Origin of the sequence: Kitasatospora albolonga, from assembly GCF_039535905.1 — a bacterium.
Taxonomy (GTDB): Bacteria; Actinomycetota; Actinomycetes; order Streptomycetales; family Streptomycetaceae; genus Kitasatospora; species Kitasatospora albolonga.
Genome location: NZ_BAAAYB010000081.1, coordinates 53663 through 69893, shown reverse-complemented (window position 1 = coordinate 69893; position 16231 = coordinate 53663). Strand labels below are relative to the sequence as shown.

General features: G+C 72.9%; 19 protein-coding genes and 1 pseudogene. 13 read left to right on the top strand and 7 right to left on the bottom strand.

Annotated features, from left to right (window positions below):
• The first annotated feature begins 58 nt into the window (after positions 1-58).
• The 4 genes from ABD946_RS19600 (at position 59) to ABD946_RS19585 (ending at position 3094) form a co-directional block, all read left to right on the top strand.
• Positions 59-463, top strand: a complete 405-nt coding sequence (locus tag ABD946_RS19600) for an SAV_915 family protein (RefSeq protein WP_345285317.1) — start codon at positions 59-61, stop codon at positions 461-463.
• 10 nt (positions 464-473) lie between these two features.
• Positions 474-1823 carry a diaminopimelate decarboxylase gene (gene lysA / locus ABD946_RS19595; protein ID WP_345285315.1) on the top strand — a complete coding sequence of 450 codons (1350 nt, stop codon included), beginning with the start codon at positions 474-476 and terminating at the stop codon, positions 1821-1823.
• Positions 1824-1920: 97 nt separating this feature from the next.
• Complete coding sequence (locus ABD946_RS19590) at positions 1921-2010, top strand: potassium-transporting ATPase subunit F (RefSeq protein ID WP_345285313.1); 90 nt, start codon at positions 1921-1923, stop codon at positions 2008-2010.
• A gap of 79 nt (positions 2011-2089) precedes the next feature.
• A complete protein-coding gene (locus tag ABD946_RS19585) occupies positions 2090-3094 on the top strand; it encodes a magnesium and cobalt transport protein CorA (RefSeq protein ID WP_345285311.1) in 1005 nt (334 codons plus the stop codon).
• Positions 3095-3178: 84 nt separating this feature from the next.
• Here the strand turns inward: ABD946_RS19585 and ABD946_RS19580 are convergent, their stop codons facing one another.
• Positions 3179-3379, bottom strand: coding sequence for a hypothetical protein (locus ABD946_RS19580; RefSeq protein WP_345285309.1), 201 nt, complete (start codon positions 3377-3379; stop codon positions 3179-3181).
• Between the two features lie 323 nt (positions 3380-3702).
• On the opposite strand from ABD946_RS19580, the gene ABD946_RS19575 reads away from it, so the two are divergent.
• On the top strand, positions 3703-4188 hold the full coding sequence (locus tag ABD946_RS19575) for a universal stress protein (protein WP_345285307.1): 486 nt from the start codon (positions 3703-3705) through the stop codon (positions 4186-4188).
• 24 nt (positions 4189-4212) lie between these two features.
• Here ABD946_RS19575 and ABD946_RS19570 read toward each other — a convergent pair whose 3' ends face one another.
• The 3 genes from ABD946_RS19570 to ABD946_RS19560 all read right to left on the bottom strand — a co-directional run bounded on the left by ABD946_RS19570 (position 4213) and on the right by ABD946_RS19560 (position 5689).
• The gene (locus ABD946_RS19570) at positions 4213-4917 is read right to left on the bottom strand and encodes a cation efflux transmembrane domain-containing protein (protein ID WP_345285305.1); all 705 of its coding nucleotides are present in this window, start codon (positions 4915-4917) and stop codon (positions 4213-4215) included.
• Positions 4918-4919: 2 nt separating this feature from the next.
• Complete coding sequence (locus tag ABD946_RS19565) at positions 4920-5255, bottom strand: ArsR/SmtB family transcription factor (protein ID WP_345285303.1); 336 nt, start codon at positions 5253-5255, stop codon at positions 4920-4922.
• 98 nt (positions 5256-5353) lie between these two features.
• Positions 5354-5689 (bottom strand): YnfA family protein, encoded by a 336-nt coding sequence (locus tag ABD946_RS19560; protein ID WP_345285347.1) that lies wholly within the window; start codon positions 5687-5689, stop codon positions 5354-5356.
• A 512-nt stretch (positions 5690-6201) separates the two neighbouring features.
• Here ABD946_RS19560 and ABD946_RS19555 point away from each other — a divergent pair.
• From ABD946_RS19555 to ABD946_RS42810, 3 genes are all read left to right on the top strand, one after another.
• On the top strand, positions 6202-7011 hold the full coding sequence (locus tag ABD946_RS19555; RefSeq protein ID WP_345285301.1) for a sulfite exporter TauE/SafE family protein: 810 nt from the start codon (positions 6202-6204) through the stop codon (positions 7009-7011).
• A gap of 439 nt (positions 7012-7450) precedes the next feature.
• A complete protein-coding gene (locus ABD946_RS19550; RefSeq protein ID WP_345285299.1) occupies positions 7451-8272 on the top strand; it encodes an SDR family NAD(P)-dependent oxidoreductase in 822 nt (273 codons plus the stop codon).
• Positions 8273-8310: 38 nt separating this feature from the next.
• Positions 8311-8385 (top strand): 50S ribosomal protein bL37, encoded by a 75-nt coding sequence (locus tag ABD946_RS42810; RefSeq protein ID WP_380150481.1) that lies wholly within the window; start codon positions 8311-8313, stop codon positions 8383-8385.
• 126 nt (positions 8386-8511) lie between these two features.
• Here the strand turns inward: ABD946_RS42810 and ABD946_RS19545 are convergent, their stop codons facing one another.
• On the bottom strand, positions 8512-9048 hold the full coding sequence (locus ABD946_RS19545) for a universal stress protein (protein WP_345285297.1): 537 nt from the start codon (positions 9046-9048) through the stop codon (positions 8512-8514).
• Positions 9049-9177: 129 nt separating this feature from the next.
• Positions 9178-9909: a MerR family transcriptional regulator gene (locus ABD946_RS19540; RefSeq protein ID WP_345285295.1), complete on the bottom strand. Its 732-nt coding sequence runs from the start codon at positions 9907-9909 to the stop codon at positions 9178-9180.
• Between the two features lie 54 nt (positions 9910-9963).
• Here ABD946_RS19540 and ABD946_RS19535 point away from each other — a divergent pair, with 54 nt between their 5' ends.
• Complete coding sequence (locus ABD946_RS19535) at positions 9964-10251, top strand: hypothetical protein (RefSeq protein ID WP_345285293.1); 288 nt, start codon at positions 9964-9966, stop codon at positions 10249-10251.
• 197 nt (positions 10252-10448) lie between these two features.
• Positions 10449-11996, top strand: a complete 1548-nt coding sequence (locus tag ABD946_RS19530; protein ID WP_345285291.1) for a Na+/H+ antiporter — start codon at positions 10449-10451, stop codon at positions 11994-11996.
• A 7-nt stretch (positions 11997-12003) separates the two neighbouring features.
• Here the strand turns inward: ABD946_RS19530 and ABD946_RS19525 are convergent, their stop codons facing one another.
• Positions 12004-12780, bottom strand: coding sequence for a GNAT family N-acetyltransferase (locus ABD946_RS19525; RefSeq protein ID WP_345285289.1), 777 nt, complete (start codon positions 12778-12780; stop codon positions 12004-12006).
• 257 nt (positions 12781-13037) lie between these two features.
• On the opposite strand from ABD946_RS19525, the pseudogene kdpB reads away from it, so the two are divergent.
• The 3 genes and pseudogenes from kdpB (at position 13038) to ABD946_RS19510 (ending at position 16194) form a co-directional block, all read left to right on the top strand.
• Positions 13038-15171 (top strand): annotated as a pseudogene (kdpB, locus tag ABD946_RS19520) (potassium-transporting ATPase subunit KdpB).
• 124 nt (positions 15172-15295) lie between these two features.
• Positions 15296-15838, top strand: coding sequence for a universal stress protein (locus ABD946_RS19515; protein ID WP_345285287.1), 543 nt, complete (start codon positions 15296-15298; stop codon positions 15836-15838).
• Positions 15802-16194, top strand: coding sequence for a hypothetical protein (locus tag ABD946_RS19510; protein ID WP_345285285.1), 393 nt, complete (start codon positions 15802-15804; stop codon positions 16192-16194). The genes ABD946_RS19515 and ABD946_RS19510 overlap by 37 nt, the downstream gene beginning before the upstream one ends.
• Positions 16195-16231: the final 37 nt, after the last annotated feature.

Genomic DNA, 16231 nt, shown 5'->3' with positions numbered 1-16231 from the left:
GTCCGTGCCCGCAGCCGCCGTGGTGGGCGGGCGCCCGTCCTCCGAGAAGGAGCAAGCCATGTCGCAGTGCGAGTACACCGAGGATCCCGAACCCCTCGAACGCGTCCCGGCCGGACCGCTCTACGTACCCGTCCGGCCGGGACCGATGGGGTGCACCACCCGGTTCTTCCGTACTCCGCTCGGCGGCCGCACGGCCGTCGCCTTCAGCTCCGAACTGCTGCTGACCGCCGCGCTCGGCGCCGAGCAGCCCTGGATCAGGCTCGCCGAGCCAGCCCTGCGGGCCCTCGCCGCCCCGATGGGCGTCACCGCCCTCACCGTCGACCCCCAGCTCTCCGCCCCCGCCGCCGCGCCGAGCCCCGAGCGCGCGGACTCCTGGCAGCACTGGGATCCCCAGCGGATCGGTGCCCTCCGGGGCGCCGGAGCCGTGGCGGCCGTCCCGGCCCTCGACCTCCTGATCGGCTGAGCGGGCGACCATGGCACTCACCGATGCGCCGGCCCTTCCGGCCCCTGCCGTCCTGCCGCTCGACGGCTGCCTGTCCGTCTGGCCGGCCTCGGCCCGCACCGCCCCCGGCGGCGACATCTCCGTCGGCGGAGTCCCGCTGGCCTCGGTCGCCGAGCGGTTCGGCACCCCGGTGTACGTCCTGGACGAGGGCGAGGTCCGGGGCCGCTGCCGGACCTACCGCAGCGCCTTCCCGGAGGCCGACGTGGTCTACGCCGCCAAGGCCTTCCTGTGCCGGGCCGTCGCCCAGTGGGTGCGGGACGAGGGACTGGGCCTGGACGTCTGCTCGGCGGGGGAGTTGGGCCTGGCGATGGCCGCCGGCTTCCCGCCCGAGCGGATCGTGATGCACGGCAACGCCAAGAGCCCCGAGGACCTGCGGGCCGCCGTGGCCTACGGCGTGGGGCGGATCGTCATCGACAGCACCTCGGAGATCGCCCGCCTCGCCGCCCTGGTGCCGCCCGGCCGACGGCAGCAGGTCCTGGTCCGGGTCGTCCCCGGGGTGGCGGCCGGCGGTCACGCGGCGGTGCGCACGGGCACCGACGATCAGAAGTTCGGCCTCTCCGTCACCGACGGATCCGCCCAGCACGCCGTCACTCGTGTCCTCGAGCAACCCGGGCTCCGACTCGTCGGCCTGCACTGCCACATCGGCTCGCAGATCGACAGCGTCAAGCCCTACCAGGCGGCGCTGCGCCGGATGATCGGCCTGATGGCCCGGATCCGGGACCAGCACGGCCTGGAACTGCCCCAGCTGGACCTGGGTGGCGGCCACGCCATCGCCTACCGGCCCGGCGAGCAGGCCCTGGACGTCCCGGCCCTGGCCCAGCGGATCCGGGCCGAACTCGCCGACGGGTGCGCCCGGGTGGGCCTGCCGGTGCCGCGGCTCACCCTGGAGCCGGGGCGTGCGGTGACCGGGCCCGCCGGGGTGGTGGTCTACCGGGTCCTGACGGTCAAGCAGACCGGGAGCCACACCTTCGTCGCCGTCGACGGCGGGATGAGCGACAACCCCCGGCCCGCCCTCTACGGGGTGCGCTACGCCCCGCGCCTGATCGGCCGTCACACCACGGCCACACCCCGGCAGGTGACGGTGGTCGGGCGGCACTGCGAGGCCGGCGACGTGCTGGCCGCCGACGTGGAGCTCCCCGCCGACGTCCACCCGGGCGACCTGCTCGCCGTTCCGGCGGCGGGCGCGTACCACCTGTCGATGGCCTCCGGCTACAACCTGGTCGGCCGCCCGCCCGTGGTGGCGGTGGCCGACGGCGACGCGCGCGTCCTGGTGCGGCGCGAGTCGCTGGAGGACATGACGGTGCGCGACATCGGCGTGTAGCGCCCTCAGGGTCCGTTCCGCCCTCCGCCGGGAAGCCCAGCTCCCGGCGGAGGGCCTTCCCGTGGATGCCCGAGACGAGTTCGAGTGTGAGGTTCCGTTGACCGTGGAGAACGTCGTCGGCCTGATCGTGGCCGGCCTGCTGGTCGGCTACCTGGTGCTGGCCATCAAGTACCCGGACCGGTTCTGACGTGCACGCGGTTTCGTCGGGCGGTGTAGCTTGGCGCCCTGAGAGCGCGGGCGGCTCGGGTCGGAGGGGCGGTGCCGGGGTGAGTACCCAGGCGGTGGTGGACTGCGCGCTGTACGAGGACGGGCACCGGCTGCCCGGCCCGGTGGAGCTGGCCAAGGTCCTGGAACGGATAGCGGAGCGCCCCGGGCGGTTCGTGTGGATCGGCCTGTACGAGCCGACGGCGGAGCAGTTCGCCGACATCGCGGCCGCGTTCGCGCTGCACCCGCTGGCGGCGGAGGACGCCGTGGGCGCCCATCAGCGCCCGAAGCTGGAGCTCTACGACGACACGCTGTTCCTGGTCCTGAAGACGATCGTCTACGTCGACCACGACAGGCTGACGGCGACCAGCGAGATCGTCGACACCGGGGAGATCATGGTTTTCGCCGGGCCCGGCTTCGCGATCGTGGTCCGGCACGGCAGCGCACCGCCGCTGACCGAGGTGCGCAGGACGCTGGAGCAGTCGCCCGAGCAGCTGGCGCTCGGCCCGGCCGCGGTGCTGCACGCGGTGGCCGACCACGTGGTGGACCGCTACCTGGACGTCGCCGACCACTTCGAGCGGGACGTGGAGGAGCTGGAGGCGGCGGTGTTCTCGCCCGAGCGTACCGACGACGCCGGGCGTATCTACCAACTCAAGCGTGAGCTACTGGAGTTCAAGCGGGCGGTGCTGCCCCTGGGGCCGCCGTTGCAGCACCTGTCGGAGCGGCCGCTGCCCCGGGTGCCGGCCACCGCGGCCGCCTACCTGCGCGACGTCGCCGACCACCACACCCTCGCGGTCGAGCGGATCCAGGCCTTCGACGAGCTGGTGACCGGCATCCTCGCCGCGAGCTTGGCGCGGCTGTCGCTGCAGCAGAACACGGACATGCGCAGGATCAGTGCCGGGGCCGCTCTGGTGGCGATTCCCACCATGGTGGTCGGGGTCTACGGCATGAACTTCGACCACATGCCTGAGCTGAAGTGGACCTACGGCTACCCGGCCGCGCTGCTGACGATCGCCGTCGTCTGCGGGTTCGTCTTCCGGGCGTTCCGCCGCAACGGCTGGCTGTAGACGAGGCACCCCTACTGCGTCTCGTGGATCCAGCCGGCGACGTGGACGCCGACGGTGCGGACGCTGCCGAGCACGGTGCCCAGTTCAAGGGCCGAGCTGCTCCAGCTTGGCGGCCGACGGTGAGGTCCGTGGCACGGTGGGGGCGTTCAGGGCACGCCAGACCGTGTTGTCGAGCGGGCTGTCGGCGATTCTCCGGGTGACGGCGGCGAGCAGCAGCAGGGTCTTGCGGGCGTGCCGGCCGGCCGGGGCGGGCGGTCGGGCGCGAAGGACACACGGAACTGCCATGGGACACCGCTTTCGTGAGGCGCCGTCAGATCGGAGCCCGGGAGCCGGGCCGTCCGGGAGGCCGCGGGGCTTCGCCTCCCGCCGGAGCATGTCCGACGCTACGGCGCGGGATTCGAAGGGCCGCGCTTTCCTGACGCCTCATTGACTGCCGGAGGGCAGTTGCTGACGCAGCCCTGACACCGTGCGGCGGAGGGGTGGTCCACGTGCTGCGTCAGGGATGTGTCGGGATCCGGCTGCCGGTCGCCAGGGAAGTGCCAACGGCGCTCCTGTGCCGCGGCCCCGTCGTTTGGCTGGACCGTATCCGACGGAAGGTGGAGGACGACATGACGGGAACGGTGCCGGAACTGCGGCGGCGATCGAGCTGCCGCCGCGTCGTGGTGGGGGTCAGCGGATCCCCCGGAAGCACAGCGGCCCTGCGCACCGCCGTCGCCGAGGCGGGCCGGACCGGCGCGGTGGTGGTGGCGGTGCTGGCATGGTCGCCGCCACCGGTCACCGGCCGGGGCCACTGGGGCGTTCCGGTCCTAGCGGCGCTAGATGCGGGCCTCGACGCCGCCGCCGAGCGGCTGCGCGGGACGATCGACGGTGCGTTCGCCGTCGGGCTCTCCCGTGTGCGGCTGTCCTCGTTCGTGGTGCGCGGTGAGGCGGGCGAGGTCCTGGTGCGGATGGTCGGCGGGCCCGAGGACCTGCTGGTGGTCGGCGCCGGAGCCGAGGGGTTGGTCTGGCGGGGGCTGCGGCCCTCGGTGGCCTCGCACTGTGTCCGCCGGTCCGGCTGTCCGGTGCTGGTCGTGCCGAGGCCGGCGCCGCGCTGATGCACCGCGGTCTCGCCCCCGAGGTCAGCAGCAGGTACAGCCGGGTCGGCAGCCGCAGGCGTCGGACGGGGTGTCAGGCGCCGCTGGGAGTCGGGCAGGGGCGCAGCACCCCTTGCCCTGCCAGGCGTCGCGGCCCTCCTTGACCGCGATGGCGGCGATGACCAGGGCGGCGATCGGGTCGGCCCACGACCAGCCGAGGGTGGCGTTGAGGAGCAGGCCGACGAGGAGCACGGCGGAGAGGTAGGTGCAGAGCAGGGTCTGCTTGGAGTCGGCGACGGCGCTGGCGGAGCCGAGTTCGCGTCCGGCCTTGCGCTGGGCGGCGGACAGGAATGGCATGACCGCCAGGGAGAGGGCGGCGAGGGCGATCCCGGGGATGGAGCGTTCCGCGTCGCCGGTGCCGGCCAGGGCCCGGACGGAGTCGAAGGTGACGTAGGCGGCGAGGGCGAAGAAGGAGAGGGCGATGATCCGCAGGGTGGTCTTCTCGCGGGCCTCGCGGACCGCGTGGTCCCGGGCGGAGAACTGCCAGGCCACGGCGGCGGCGGAGGAGACCTCGATGATCGAGTCCAGGCCGAAGCCGATCAGCGCGGTGGACGAGGCGGCCGTCCCGGCGGTGAGGGCGACGGCCGCCTCGACGACGTTGTAGGTGATCGTGGCGGCGACCAGCAGGCGTATCCGGCGGGTCAGCGCGTCACGGCGGGCCGGGGACGGGCCGAGCGAGAGGAGGCTCATGGTCAGCAGCAGCCCTCCTCCGCGGCATCGGCGCAGGCGGGCTCGGAGGCGACCGCCACGACCGCGGTCCTGATGCTGTCCAGGGCCTGACCGAAGCGGGGATCGGCGAGCTCGTAGCGCGTGCGGCGGCCGACCGGGACGGCGACCACCAGGCCGCAGTCCCGAAGGCAGGCAAGGTGGTTGGAGAGCCGGGTGCGGGAGATGCCCAGCGCCTCGGCCAGCTCGGCCGGGTGGGCCGGGGCGTCGCGCAGGGCGAGCAGGATGCGGCAGCGGATCGGGTCGGAGAGCGCGCGGCCGAAGCGCGCCAGGACCTCGATCTCGGAGGCGAGAGTCAGCACCCGCCAAAAGTACACAGAAACCTGAATTCAGGGAACCGTGAACTCAACTCCGGGGGCGTGGGGTGGAGCAGGCAGAAGTACAGGTGATGGTGAACGGGTCAGTGGCCGCGGGGTGCGTACATGATGACGCCGACGCCGGCCAGGCAGATCAGGGCGCCGAGGACGTCGGCGCGGTCGGGCCGGTAGCCGTCGACCGCCATGCCCCAGGCCAGGGAGCCGGCGACGAACACGCCACCGTAGGCGGCGAGGATGCGGCCGAAGTTCGCGTAGTCCTGCAGGGTGGCGACGAAGCCGTAGATGCCGAGGGCGATGACGCCGGCGCCGATCCATGCCCAGCCCTTGTGCTCGCGCACGCCCTGCCATACCAGCCAGGCACCGCCGATCTCGAAGAGGGCGGCGGCGGCGAACAGGGCGATGGAGCGCAGAACGGTCATGATCGGTGACCCTGTCGGCGGGCGGCCGGTGCGATCCGCAGCGGGTCGTCGGCTTCCACCGGCGCAGTGTCTCCGATCGCGCCGGCCCTGCGCTCGAGCGCGTCGAGGACTTCGGTGTGCGGCGTCGACGCCGATGTCCACGGCTACCGCGTCGTGGTCGACGACGACGGTGAAGGTGAAGAACGAGCAGCAACCGCTCTCCCGTTCGGCCAGGTCGCGCACCCGCTCCTCGGCGTCGTCCCCGCCGCGCAGCTCCAGCCGCACCCGCAGGGGCTCGGGCCGCGACACCCGCTCCAGCCGGTCGGCGAACAGCGCGTCCCACTCCGCCACCCGAAGCGGCTGCTCCTCGGTGGGCAGCGTGCACGACGAGGACAGCCGGTTCAGACCGCTCATCCCGATCACTCCCATCGTCCGACCCCGTGTGGGGACGTCTTCGACGGTAGACCTGCGCCTGGGGCTTCTGTGGGATTCGACGTGGCGCGCAGGAGGCACGGCCCGCAAGGATGCCCGCCATGGACAACGATCTCGCCCGTGACCGCCCGAGCCATTCGATCCCCCTGGTGTTCGGCGCGGGGGCGGCCATCGGCGTGCTCGGCGGGATGATCGGGCTGGGCGGTGCGGAGTTCCGTCTGCCGTTGCTGATCAGCCTGTTCGGGTTCGCCGCGCTCTCCGCCGTCATCCTGAACAAGGCGATGAGCCTGGTGGTGGTCCTGGTCGCCTTGCCGTCGCGGCTGTTCGCGGTGCCGGCCTCGCAGGTGGCCGCGCACTGGCCCGTCGCGGTCAATCTGCTCGCCGGGAGCCTACTGGGCGCCTGGGCGGGAGCGAGTTGGGCGGTGCGGATGCGCAGCGCCACCCTGTACAAGGTGCTGGCCGCCCTGATGGTCCTCATGGCCGCCGCCCTGGTGGTCACGCACACCACCACTCTGGACGCGCTCACCCTGCCGGTCTGGGCCCGGATTCCGAGCGGGGTCGTGTCCGGATTCGGCATCGGGGTGGTCGCGGCGATCATGGGAGTGGCCGGAGGTGAGCTGCTGATCCCGACGATCGTGCTGCTGTTCTCGCTCGACATCAAGACGGCCGGGAGCCTGTCCCTGCTGGTGTCGCTGCCGACCATGCTGGTGGCCTTCGCCCGGTACAGCCGCGACGGCAGTTTCGCCGTCCTCGGCGCGAACCTGCGCTTCGCCGGGGTGATGGCCGCGGGCTCGGTCGGCGGTGCGGTGCTGGGCGGCCTGCTGCTGGGAGTGTTCCCGGACCTGGTCCTGATCCCCGCGCTGGCCGTGATCCTGCTGGTCTCCGCCGTCAAGCTTGCCCGGCACGACTGAGAGCGGGGCGGGCTCGTGGGAGCCGTGCTCGCCGGGCGGAACGGCCGGCGGCGGTCCGGTGACCCGCCGGGGTGAACGGTCGTCAAGGAAGTGTCAGAACGGGCGGCGTGTCGTTGTGCGGGCGATCGCGGTCGATTTGAATGGGCGTCATGAACCGCTCGACACGCCACCACGACCGCCCGCCGCATCCGCGGGCGCTGGCTGTTGTCGCGGTCCCCGACGCCCGGTAGCGATTCCCTCCCCGGAACCAGCGCCCGGACGTATCGCGGGCGGGCCGCCCAGGCGGCCCGCCCGCGCCGTACGCCCACCCGCACGGGTGTGGGCGCTTCGCGCCACCCGGCGGGTCATCCGTAGTATCCCCTCTCGCAACTCCGGCCCCCGGTAGGCACGTTCGGCGTGCTCCGGCACCCCGGTGTTGCCGGTCACCCTTGGATGGGTCATGTCCGACGCAGTTCTGTCCGCCCGTACCGCCCTGGTCACCGGGGCCTCCTCCGGCATCGGCTGGGAGACGGCCCGCCTGCTCGCCGGGCACGGTGCCACCGTGATCGTGCACGCCCGCACCACCAACGAGGGCGAGCACGCCGTCGAGCGTCTGGTGGCGGCCGGTGCTTCCCGCGACCAACTCCACATGTTCGCTGCCGACTTCACCCGCCTGAGCGAGGTCGCGGTGCTCGCCGCCACCGTCGTGTCGGCCTTCCCGACGCTCGATCTGCTGGTCAACAACGCGGCCACCATGGCCCCGGAGCGCTGTACCCTCACCGATGACGGCAACGAGGTCTCGCTCCAGGTCAACTTCCTTGCCGCGCACCTGCTTTCGCAGCTGCTGCGGGCACCGCTCGCGGCGGCCGGCGGCACCGCGCGGATCGTCAACGTCTCCTCCTCGCTGCACCGCACCGCCTCGATGAACTGGAACGACCCCAACCGGGCGAAGAAGTACTCCCGGGTGGCGGCCTACGCGCAGTCCCAGCTCGCCCTCTCGATGGCGGCCCGGGAGATGGCGCCGGATGGTTCCGGCATCACCTCGGTGAGCGTCAACCCCGGCCTGTGCGACACCGCCCTGATGCCGCTCTACGGCCGGGGCGGAGCTCCCGCCGCCGAGGGCGCGAAGGCCGTGGTCAAGCTCTGCCTGCCCGACTTCCGCCTGGCCAACGGCGAGTACTACGACGGCGGCGACATCGCGCCCGCCGCGGCCGCCGTGCACGAGGACCGCTCGCAGCGCCGGATCGCCAAGCTCGCCGACCTGCTCGTCCACCACACCTGAGACCACCCGTACCGCCCGCACCACCAGGAGGCACCACGATGTCCAAGCGCGCCCGGAAGAAGAAGGCCCGCCGCAAGAAGAAGGCCAACCACGGTCGCGGCGCCTGCCGCTGACTCCCTGAACCTCCCGGTGCCGCGTGCCACCGGCACCGGGAGCCCACGCACCGCCGCCCCGGGGCGGGACGAACGGCCCGAAGGCCGGTCCCACCCCGGGGCGGCGGTGCGTGGACCGACGGGCCGTCAGTTCGAGTTGCCGGCACCGGCCATGCCGCGCGGCACGGCGATGGTGCGGTCCCCGGCCAGGAAGGGAAGCGGGGCGCCGTTCCGGTCCGGCAGGGCCAGGTTCTCCAGGAGGGTCGACGGTGAGGCGACGATCACCCGGCAGCGGGCGTGGGTCTTGCAGTAGCGGGTGACCGAGCCGTGCAGCACGTGCTGCAGGCGGCGGTGCCCGCCGGTGCCGAACACCAGGACGTCGCCGGGCCGGTCGGCGGTGGCGACCAGGGCCGGACCGGCCTCGCCGCGGACCACCACCGGGTGGATGCGGATGCCTGCGGGGTAGCCGCCGCAGATCTGCTCGAAGGCGTGGTCCAGGTGCCGGGCGGCGGCGTGCTCCAACTCGGAGAGCGGGCGCAGGCCGTCGGCCTCCGACGGCTCCCAGGCGGTGACGGGGACGAGGGTCGCGTTGCGTGCGCGTGCCTCGGCCACCGCGCGGTGCAGGGCGGCGAGCCCGCTGAGCGTCCCGCAGACCCCGACGACGACTCGGGTGGCCTGGTCCATGACGTTCCCTCTTCTCGGACGGGTGGTGACCCTTCCAGTGCACCTCCGTGACCGCCCCCGGCCGGGGCCCTTGACGCAGGGATGACGCGCACGGACGGGGTCTTCACGCCTTCTTGACGGGGCTGCTCGTCAGGCGCCCAGCCGGGCGCGGATCAAGGCGTCCAGCCGCTCCCAAGCCGGCGAGGAGGAGTTGACCGCCCCCTGGACGAGGGCTGTGATGCCGGAGGCCGCGTCCGGGCCCGGCGGCTCCTGTGTGCCGTACCGCGTCCGGGTGGCTTGGGCGATCCGGTCGGCGAGGTCCGGCAGGAGGGGGTCGTCCGGGACCAGGTCGTGCGCGTGGTCGTAGTCGAGGAACAGCTGTCGCAGGGCCGGATCCGCCAGGCTCCCGGCCTGGTCGTTCAGCAGTGCGGGCGCGTGGTCGGGCTCGGTGGCGAACACCAGGATCCACAGGTCGCGTTGCAGCTCGGTCCAGCGCTCGGTGAAGCCCCAGCCGGCCAGGCGTTCCAGCAGGGCGACGGCCTCGGCGGGCAGCGCGGAGGGATCACCGGTGGCGAGCCGCCGCAGCCGCCCCCGGGTCGTGTACAGGGCGTCGATGCGTTCGGTCAGCTCGTCGTCGATCCTCAGCAGCTCCTGCTGGAACCGTTCCTCGCCCGCCGACCGCAGCTCGCGGATGCGAGCGAGGGGAACGCCGGCCTCGGCGAGGGTGCGGATCTTGATCAGTTCGACGGCGTCGGCCGCGGTGTACCGCCGGTAGCCGGACGCGTCGCGCTCGGGCTCGGGGAGCAGGCCCTTGGCGTGGTACACCCGGACGGTCTTGACCGACACCCCGGCGTACCCGGCCAACTGCCCGATGGTGATCACCTCGCCATGATCCCACTTGACCCCGCCCCAGGGGCAGGGCCGCACCATGGGGTCATGACGAACCACGGAACCGACCGAGAGACCCTGCGCGAGCTGGCCGACGCCGGCAGCGAGGCGGCGCTGGACCGGCTGGCCGACCTCGCCGACGCGGACGGGGACCTCGCGGAGTTGAGCGGGCTACTTGACGAGGGATCAGCGCGCGCCGGGCTCCTCCTCACCCGCCGAGCGGTGGACGCTGCGGACTTGCGCGAGCTGCAACGGATCTGCGACGCGGGGTACGACCCGGCCGGAGCCGAGCTGGAGCGCCTGCTCAGCGCCCCGCAGGAGCAGAGCGGGGACTGATCGGGCACCGGCGGGCAGGGCTTCGGACGGTGGGAGAGGACGCGCGGTTCGCGGTTGGTGGGAGAGCACGACCCTGAAGGACCGCGGGCGGCGGCCAGTATGCTGGCCGGCGGTGTGCCGGGAAGCCTGGTCGGCGAGGGGACGGACCGCGACGATCGTGGCGGCGCCCCTGGACGTGGTGACCGGGGGTCGCGCAGGTGCATGGTGTGGGGACCGTACTTCTTCTCGTGGTGCTGGCGACGGCGGTGGCGGTCGGGGCGCGGCGATGGCGGGTGCCGGCGCCGTCGGTGCTCGTCCTCGCGGGGCTCGCGGTCGCGCTGGTGCCGGGCACCCCGGCGGTGCGGATCGCGCCCGAGACCATCGGCCTGATCGTGCTGCCACCCCTGCTCTACGCCTCCGCCGAGGAGCTCTCGCTCCGTGACCTGCGCACGGTCTGGCGGCCCGTCACCGCCCTGGCGTTCGGCCTGGTGCTGACCTCGGCCGCCGCCGTCGGTGCCCTGGCGGTCGCCCTGACCCCGCTGACCCCGGCGATGGCCTTCGTGCTGGGCACGGTGCTGGCCAGTACCGACCCCGTCGCGGTGAGCGCGCTGGGGCGCAGGCTGTCGCTGCCCGGCCGGGTGCAGGCGCTGGTGCAGGCGGAGAGCCTGTTCAACGACGCGACCTCGCTGGTGCTGTTCAAGGTGGCGGTCGCGGTGGCGGCGGCCGCGGGTTCGGTGGGCTGGTCGGACGCGGGCGGGGACTTCGTGCTGCTGGCGGGCGGTGGCTGTGTGGTGGGCGCGGGCCTCGCCTGGCTGGTGAGACTGATCCGGAGCCGCACCGAGGACCCGGTGCTCGAAACGGTGATCGCGCTCGTGACCCCGTACGCGGCGTACGTGCTGGCCGAGACGGCGTACGCCTCCGGTGTGACGGCGGTGGTGGTCGCCGGTGTGGTGCTCAGCAGGTCGGGCCACCGGCTGAGCGATGCCAGGATCCGCCTGCAGCTGCACGCCGTGTACGCGGTGGTGGTGTTCCTGCTGGAGAGCGTGGTGTTCAGCCTCATCGGTCTTCAACTGCCCACGCTGGTACGGGATCTGTCGAAGGACGCCGGGCTGTGGCCGTTGCAGGCCCTGGCGATCGCCGCCGTGCTGGTGGGACTGCGGGTGGTGTGGACGCTGCCGCTGTCGGTGGCCGTCCGGCCCGGCCGTCGGCGCCCGTCGTGGCGGGTCGCCTCGGTGCTGACCTGGGCGGGCACCCGGGGAGTGATGCCGCTGGCCGCCGCCCTGGCGATCCCGCTCACCGCCGATGACGGTTCCCAACTCCCGGGGCGGACCCTGGTGTTGGTGCTCACCACCGCGGTGGTGGTCTTCACCCTCGTCGTCCAGGGACTCAGCCTGGCGGGTGTGGTGAACCGCTCGGGCCTGGCCCTGGAGCCCGAGCACACCGAACGCGAGGAGAGCGCCACCCGGGACAGCCTCACCCGCGCCGGCCTGGGCCACCTGGACCAGCTCGCCGACCTGGAGGCCGTGCCCGACACCGTGCTCGACCGGATGCGGCGCAGTCTGACCGCCCGCCTCGACCGGCCGGCGGACCCCGACGGCCGGGCCGACTCCGAGGTGGCGGTCTACCGGGAGCTGCGCCGCGAGGTGATCGCCGTGCAGAACACCGAACTGCGCCGCCTCTACGACGAGCACCGGGTCAGCTCCACCACCCGCCGTAAGCTGCAGCGGGACCTGGACCTGGAGGAGACCGGGCTCGGCGGGGCATGACGGCAGGTCACTTGCGGGGTGGCCCGGCCCAGTAGACGACCTCGTTGCGCACCGGACGGAAACCGGCGGTCACGGCCACGGCGCGGCTGGCCAGGTTGACCTGGGAGGCGGCCCAGGTGGGCGTCAGCCCTTGTCGCCGGGCGGCCGCCGTGGCGGCGTTCACGCAGGCGAGGCCGAGACCGAGCCGGCGGAACGCCGGATCGGTCGCGACCGCGATGTCCACGTGGTCGCGGCCGACCAGGTAGCCGCAGGCGAGCGCGGCCAGGAAGGGGCCGACGAACGCGCCCCAGGCGAATCCGCCCGCCGCCAGGGCACCGTGGCCGCCCCAGGTCTGCGCCGCCCAGTGCGGGGTGGCCGGGTGCCGTCCGGGGGAGGAGCAGCGGACCGCGAAGCGGTCCAGGTACGCGGAGTCGCCCGGCTCCAACGGGCGGACCCAGTCGGCGACGTGAGGCGGTACCGGACGGGGCGGGCGGGTGTGGACGTAGACGGTGCGCACCCACGGGGTGACGGTGGTGAAGATCCGTCCGAGCAGCGGCAGGAAGTGGTCCGGAGCGGTGAACTGCCCCCGCCCGAACCGGCCCAGGAACGCCGGGTCGAGTCGTCCGGGATCTCCCCGCAGGAGCCGCTCGGGGCCGCAGTGCACCAGCACCGTCCGGGGAGCAGCCGGATCGTCCGTCCACCAGCCGCCGTGGCCGGTGCGGGCGACATGGGCGGCGATTGCCGCCGTTCCGGGTTCTTCGACGAGGAGGTGGGTGGCGGGCAGGAGGGAGGTCGAGGTGGGCATCGCCCCAGTGGGCCACCGAAGTGGGCCGGCCGGGGAATCGGTTGACGAAACCCTGGTGGCGGCCCGGGGCGTCCTGACGGATCCCTGATCCCGCGCCGCGCACCTGGCGGATTCCGGTGCCAGGGTCGCGTCAAGGATTCCTGGTGGTCCGTCAAGAAGCTGTCAGTGGGGGAGCAGTCCCATGCTGCCGGGCGGTTGGCTGGGCGCGCCCACACCGGTCCTCGCTACCGGTCATCCGCCTGCCGAAGGTTCGCCGCATGCCTCCCCTGGCTCCTGAGAAGGACCCCGTCACCGTTCCGAAGCCACACGTACCGACGGCCCGTCAGCACCGCGCCGCCAGTGGGCTGTTCGATCCCAAGCACCTGGTCGCCGCCTTCCCCGAGGCGCTGCGCAAGCTGCACCCCCGGGTGATGGTGAAGAACCCGGTGATGTTCGTGGTCGAGGTCGGCTCCGCGCTGACGACGCTGTCGGCCCTCTTGTCGCCCAGCGTCTTCGCCTGGCTGATCAGCGCCTGGCTGTGGCTGACGGTGGTGTTCGCCAACCTCGCGGAGGCGGTCGCCGAGGGCCGGGGGCAAGGCGCAGGCCGCTTCGCTGCGCAAGGCCCGCACCGGCACCACCGCCCGTCGGCTGGAGCACTGGCGGGTCGGGGAGCGGAACCTCCGTGAGGAGCTGGTGCCGGCCGAGCAGCTGGTGCCGCAGGACTTCGTGGTGGTCGAGGCGGGGGAGACGATCCCGGGCGACGGTGACGTGGTGGACGGTGTCGCCGCGGTCGACGAGTCCGCGATCACGGGGGAGTCGGCCCCGGTGATCCGGGAGTCGGGTGGGGACCGCAGCGCGGTCACCGGTGGCACCAAGGTGCTCTCGGACCGGATCGTCGTGCGGATCACCTCCCGGCCTGGCCTGACCTTCATCGACCGGATGATTGCTCTTGTGGAGGGCGCCGAGCGGCGCAAGACCCCGAACGAGATCGCCCTGAACCTGCTGCTGGCCTCGCTCACCGTGGTGTTCATCCTCAGCGTGGTCACCCTCCAGCCGATGGCCGTCTACGCAGGCGCCGAACAGAGCACCACCGTCCTGGTGGCCCTGCTGGTCGCGCTGATCCCGACCACCATCGGCGCGCTGCTGTCGGCGATCGGCATCGCCGGCATGGACCGCCTGGTGCAGCGCAACGTGCTGTCGATGTCCGGGCGTGCGGTGGAGGCGGCCGGGGACGTGGACGTGCTACTGCTCGACAAGACCGGCACCATCACCTTCGGCAACCGCCAGGCGGTGCGTTTCGTCGCCCTGGAAGGGGTGGCGGGCGGTCAACTGGCCGAAGCCGCCCAGCTGTCCAGCCTGGCTGACGAGACGCCGGAGGGTCGCTCGATCGTGGTACTGGCCAAGGAGCACTACGGGCTGCGCGAGCGCGCGCCCGGCGAGCTCGGCCGGATGGACTTCGTGCCGTTCAGCGCGCAGACCCGGATGAGCGGCGTCGACCTCAACTGGCCGGACGGCATCGGCATCCTGGTGCGCAAGGGCGCCGCGGCGGCGGTGGCGACCTGGGTGCACGAGCGCGGCGGCCAGGTGCCGCAGCAGGCCTTCGACATCGTCCGGGTGATCTCCGCCGGCGGCGGGACCCCGCTGCTGGTCGCGGTCCACGACCGGCACGGCGCAAGGGTGTTGGGCGTCGTCCAGCTCAAGGACATCGTCAAGGACGGTATCCGGCAGCGCTTCGAGGAGCTGCGGCGGATGGGCATCCGCACCGTGATGGTGACCGGTGACAACCCGCTGACCGCCAAGGCGATCGCGGAGGAGGCGGGCGTGGACGACTTCCTCGCCGAGGCCACTCCCGAGGACAAGCTCGCCCTCATCCGGCAGGAGCAGGAGGGCGGCAAGCTGGTCGCGATGACCGGCGACGGCACCAACGACGCCCCCGCGCTGGCCCAGGCCGACGTGGGCGTGGCGATGAACACCGGCACCTCTGCCGCGAAGGAGGCCGGCAACATGGTGGACCTGGACTCCAACCCCACCAAGCTGATCGAGATCGTCACGATCGGCAAGCAACTCCTCATCACCCGAGGGGCGTTGACCACCTTCTCGATCGCCAACGACGTGGCCAAGTACTTCGCGATCATCCCCGCGATGTTCGCCGCCGCCTACCCGGGCCTGGGGCACCTCAACATCATGGGGCTGCACAGCCCGCAGTCCGCGATCACCTCGGCGATCATCTTCAACGCCCTGATCATCGTCGCCCTCATCCCGCTCGCGCTGCGCGGTGTGCGCTACCGGCCCGCCTCGGCTTCCGACCTGCTCGGCCGCAACCTGCGGCTCTACGGCCTCGGGGGCCTGGTCCTGCCCTTCCTCGGCATCAAGCTCATCGACCTGCTGGTGCAGTTCGTCCCCGGTCTGTGAACGGGCCGTCAGGGACGCGTTGGGAACCGGGCTCAGGCCGTCAGGGAAGTGTCAACGGGCGGCCCCGGCAGGCGTGAGGGGGCTTGGCTGTTGCCACCAAGCGCAACGCACGAGGACGGACACGATGGACGGGTACAGCATCGACGGGCAGCGCAAGCAGCGGATCGTCGTCGGTGTCAGCGGATCGCTCGGCAGCCTGGCTGCACTCCACCGGGCGGCGGCCGAGGCCCGCCGCACCGACCGCGAACTGCTGGCCGTCCTCGCCTGGCTCCCGCAGGGCGGCGAGCACGGTTACCGCCTCGCACCGTGCCCGCCCCTGCTGCAGGTGTGGGAGGAGCGGGCCGCCGCGCGCCTGACCGAGGCCCTCGACGCCGCCTTCGGCGGCGCGCCCACTGTCCGGCTGACCTCCCATGCCCTGCGCGGCGAGACCGGCCAGGTCCTGGTCCGGGTCGCGGACCGCCCTGACGACCTGCTCGTGGTCGGCACGGGCACCGGCGGCTGGCTGCGGCGAGGACTGCGGCCCTCGGTGACGGCCTACTGCATCAAGCGCGCCACCTGCCCGGTGCTCACCGTGCCCAAGCCCGGATCCCCGGCGCGGTCACCCGCCAGCGCTCCCTGGTGGTCGTCCCGGTGCACGCCATCACCCGGCTCACCCGGGACGCGCTGAGCGCCGCCCTCTCCCTCGGCGACGAGGTACTCGCCGTCACCGTGGTGCACACCGTGCCGGATGCCGAGGACCGGCAGAGTGCCGAGGCCCTGCGCCGCGACTGGGAACTCTGGCACCCGGGTGTCCCGTTGGTGGAGGTCTCCGACGCCCACCGCCGCCTGGGCCGCCCGCTGATCGACTTCGTCAACCAGCTCGGCACCGAGCACGTCTACGACCGGATCACCGTGCTGATCCCCGAGGTCGAGCCCACCCGCCTGTGGGAGCGGGCCCTGCAGAACCAGCGCGGCGCGGTCATCGACCGGGCGCTGCGCCGCCACACCGACGCCGCCGTGTGCCGGCTCCGGCTGCGGATGTAGGCCGAACCGGCGGTGATATCAGCCGGTTCAGGCTGAA

What these genes read in the sequence shown, in the direction of transcription:
- ABD946_RS19600 (WP_345285317.1), top strand. Translation starts at nt 59, where the DNA reads ATGTCGCAGTGCGAGTACACCGAGGATCCCGAACCCCTCGAACGCGTC.
- lysA (WP_345285315.1), top strand. Translation starts at nt 474, where the DNA reads ATGGCACTCACCGATGCGCCGGCCCTTCCGGCCCCTGCCGTCCTGCCG.
- ABD946_RS19580 (WP_345285309.1), bottom strand. Translation starts at nt 3,379, where the DNA reads ATGGCAGTTCCGTGTGTCCTTCGCGCCCGACCGCCCGCCCCGGCCGGC.
- ABD946_RS19575 (WP_345285307.1), top strand. Translation starts at nt 3,703, where the DNA reads ATGACGGGAACGGTGCCGGAACTGCGGCGGCGATCGAGCTGCCGCCGC.
- ABD946_RS19570 (WP_345285305.1), bottom strand. Translation starts at nt 4,917, where the DNA reads ATGAGCCTCCTCTCGCTCGGCCCGTCCCCGGCCCGCCGTGACGCGCTG.
- ABD946_RS19560 (WP_345285347.1), bottom strand. Translation starts at nt 5,689, where the DNA reads ATGACCGTTCTGCGCTCCATCGCCCTGTTCGCCGCCGCCGCCCTCTTC.
- ABD946_RS19555 (WP_345285301.1), top strand. Translation starts at nt 6,202, where the DNA reads ATGGACAACGATCTCGCCCGTGACCGCCCGAGCCATTCGATCCCCCTG.
- ABD946_RS19550 (WP_345285299.1), top strand. Translation starts at nt 7,451, where the DNA reads ATGTCCGACGCAGTTCTGTCCGCCCGTACCGCCCTGGTCACCGGGGCC.
- ABD946_RS19545 (WP_345285297.1), bottom strand. Translation starts at nt 9,048, where the DNA reads ATGGACCAGGCCACCCGAGTCGTCGTCGGGGTCTGCGGGACGCTCAGC.
- ABD946_RS19535 (WP_345285293.1), top strand. Translation starts at nt 9,964, where the DNA reads ATGACGAACCACGGAACCGACCGAGAGACCCTGCGCGAGCTGGCCGAC.
- ABD946_RS19525 (WP_345285289.1), bottom strand. Translation starts at nt 12,780, where the DNA reads ATGCCCACCTCGACCTCCCTCCTGCCCGCCACCCACCTCCTCGTCGAA.
- ABD946_RS19515 (WP_345285287.1), top strand. Translation starts at nt 15,296, where the DNA reads ATGGACGGGTACAGCATCGACGGGCAGCGCAAGCAGCGGATCGTCGTC.